Annotated in this window: 3 pseudogenes; 1 reads left to right on the top strand and 2 read right to left on the bottom strand. The window is 58.9% G+C overall.

The features are described 5' to 3' along the window. Positions 1-156 precede the first annotated feature (156 nt). Positions 157-1,061: pseudogene (gene nadA, locus JCM25156_RS24200) on the bottom strand (quinolinate synthase NadA). Positions 1,062-1,275: 214 nt separating this feature from the next. Then, positions 1,276-2,177, bottom strand: a pseudogene (locus tag JCM25156_RS32650) (NUDIX hydrolase). A gap of 535 nt (positions 2,178-2,712) precedes the next feature. On the opposite strand from JCM25156_RS32650, the pseudogene JCM25156_RS24190 reads away from it, so the two are divergent. Further along, positions 2,713-2,925, top strand: a pseudogene (locus JCM25156_RS24190) (hypothetical protein); the annotation flags it as partial.

The raw sequence follows: 2,925 nt of genomic DNA, 5'->3' as shown, positions 1-2,925 counted from the left end.
CGCTCGCGCCGGGTGGCGGTGTCACGTCTTCCAGCCGCCCCGGGCAGAACAGGACGCAGCGGCGCGTCGTGGACAGCGCCGTCATGATCCCCGCCAGCCCCGCACCGACAATAAACGGCTGGCCGGCAAGCTGTTCCAGCGGGGGGAGGCTGGTGGTCATATCGCCAGCATGCGCTCAACGGCGCGTCGGCCACGGCTGGCGAGTTCCGGGTCCAGCGTGACTTCATGCGTCATGTTTTCCAGCGCCTGGCGGATGTTGGACAGTGTGATGCGCTTCATGTGCGGGCACATGTTGCACGGGCGCACGAAGGATGTCTGGGGATATTTCACCGCGAGGTTGTCGCTCATGGAACATTCGGTCACCAGCAGGATGCGGCTGCCGGCATGGGCGCGCACGAAATCACCCATCATGGCGGTCGAACCGCTGAAGTCGGACGCGGCCACGACTTCCGGCGGGCATTCGGGGTGCGCGATGACGATCAGGCCGGGGTTGTCGGCGCGCATGCGGGCGATTTCCTCGGGCGTGAAGCGTTCATGTACCTCGCAGTGACCGGGCCATGTAATCATTTTGATGCCGGTTTCGGCCTCGATATTGCGGGCCAGATATTCATCGGGGATCATGATGATCCGATCGGTGCCCAGGCTTTCCACCACCCGTTTCGCATTGCCCGATGTGCAGCAGACATCGGTCTCGGCCTTCACCTCGGCCGAGGTATTGACATAGGAGACCACTGGCACGCCCGGATGCTTCTCGCGCAGCATGCGGACATCGCGCGCGGTAATGGAATCCGCCAGCGAACAGCCCGCATGCATGTCCGGTATCAGGACCGTGCTGTGCGGGTTGAGCATCTTGCCGTTTCCGCCATGAAATGGACACCGGCCATGACAATGACATCGGCCTCCGTTTCCTGTGCCTCGCGGGCAAGGGCAAGGCTGTCGCCCCGGATGTCGGCCACGCAATGGAAGATTTCAGGCGTCTGGTAATTATGCGCCAGGATGACGGCGTTACGTTCCCGCTTCAGGCTTCTATCGCCCGGATATCCTCGACAAAGGTTTCCCATTCCATTTCGGGAACCAGATGACGCACCCGGTCATACAGCTCATCCGTCCTGTCCTGCAACGCGATCTGGTTCATGGTCATTCTTCCTTCCCATTCCCGCCAGAGGTTTATGCTCATACTGAGTATAAGCCGTCTGACAGGGGCCGACCCGACACTTCCAAAGCGAAACGGCCGGTTTGTCAATCAGGATTTTCGTGGGGTCTGCTACCCGGCGCCTAGGGCAGGACGAGGGGAATTTTCGTGCCCGTGATCTGTCGCGCCTGCCTGACTTCCCCACAGAAACGGAACAGCCGGGCGGGTCTGCCGCCGGTCCGTTCCTCCATCGCGCCTGTTTCTTCAATCAGTTGCTGCTGCATGATCAGCCGCCGGAAGTTCTGTTTATGTATATGGATACCCGACAGGCTTTCCACCATGCGCTGCAATTGCAGAAGGGTGAATTCTTCCGGCATCAGTTCAAATACGACCGGTCGGTAACGTATCTTTGCACGCAGCCGCGCCATGCCGGTGGCCAGGATGCGGCGGTGATCGTGATACATGGCCTGCCCGGGCACCGCGTGTTCGGGGGGGCAGCCTGCTTCCACCACCAGCCCCGCCTCATACAGCAGTTCGTAGCGCTGGAGCACCAGTTCGTCATTCCATGCCGACAGGTTGCCAATGGCGAACAGGGTCGTGCAGCGGTGCCACTGGCGCATGCGGGCGGCGCAGTTTTCCATTCCGGCCACCCACTGGCGCAGCCGCTGTTCGATCAGGCGCGACAGGTCCGGCCTTCCTTCGCCTTGTAGTTTTCCCATGGGAAATAGTCGTACCAGTCCCGCCAGCCGGTTTCCCCCGCGTGGCTCCGCGTCAGGGCGAGATAGGAAATGGCGATCATCCGGCCCTGCGCCATGGCCAGCGTGCGATCATGATCGGCAAAGGTATAGAGCTGCTCCACATGGCCGATCGGGTGGCCGGTCTGGCGTTCCACCCATGCGCGCACCCCGGCCTGAAGGGAACGGTGCGTGCTTTCAAGCGGTCCGGACGGCAATGAACGGCCATGGTCAATTGTCATGACCTGCGGGCTGTCATCCCGCGCCGCCGTAAGGACGGCGATCAGTTCGATCATTATCTGGGTCGTCATGCCGGGCGCACCGTATCACGCATATCCCCGGTTTGAGGAGGGATTTCCGCGCGGGGCGGACAGAAAAACATCCCTGTCGCGGCCCGCGTATGCGCGGGCAGCCGATGCTCTCAAATTTCACTATATATATGCGTTATTAAAACAACGATCCGTATCGAGATAAAAAATCATATCACGATAACCTGTGAAATAACCCGACTTTATGCCGTGGAATGTGGGCGGAGAATCGGGTGCGTTTCGTGGTATGTCAGGCTGTCCGGAATGCGGTGCAGTCACATAACAATATGAAAATAGACATTATATTACCCATTCTGCCAAAAAATAACGGGAACGGAGTTGGATTCTGTGTGGTACATACGACCCACTATCGACAAATGCATATTAAACTATAAAAAACGATAATATACGACTGAACCACCCATTGACCGAGTGGTTTGAGATGGATTAACCACGATGGCACGCAGTCAATATGTCATTAAACATGACTGATTGTGATTTATGAGCGTGCCATGAGTGGGAAAAAGAAAAAATGGTCGTGAAATTTGGCAGTCGACGTATTCTGGCATTCAGCGCCGTGGTTTCCGCGACCATCTGCCCCTCCTTGGCCATGGCTGCCTCGCAGGATGAATCGATCACCGCCCTGCGTCGCGAAATGCTGGAGATGCGCCGCCAGATGGCGGGCGAGATCCAGCAGCTCAGGGCCCGGATCGTGCGGGACGAGGGGCCGGGCGCACTGCGTACGTCCGCT

The organism is Komagataeibacter kakiaceti JCM 25156, from assembly GCF_000613305.1.
Note: the sequence above shows the minus strand (reverse complement) of the source record. Positions and strands in the feature narration are given on the sequence as shown.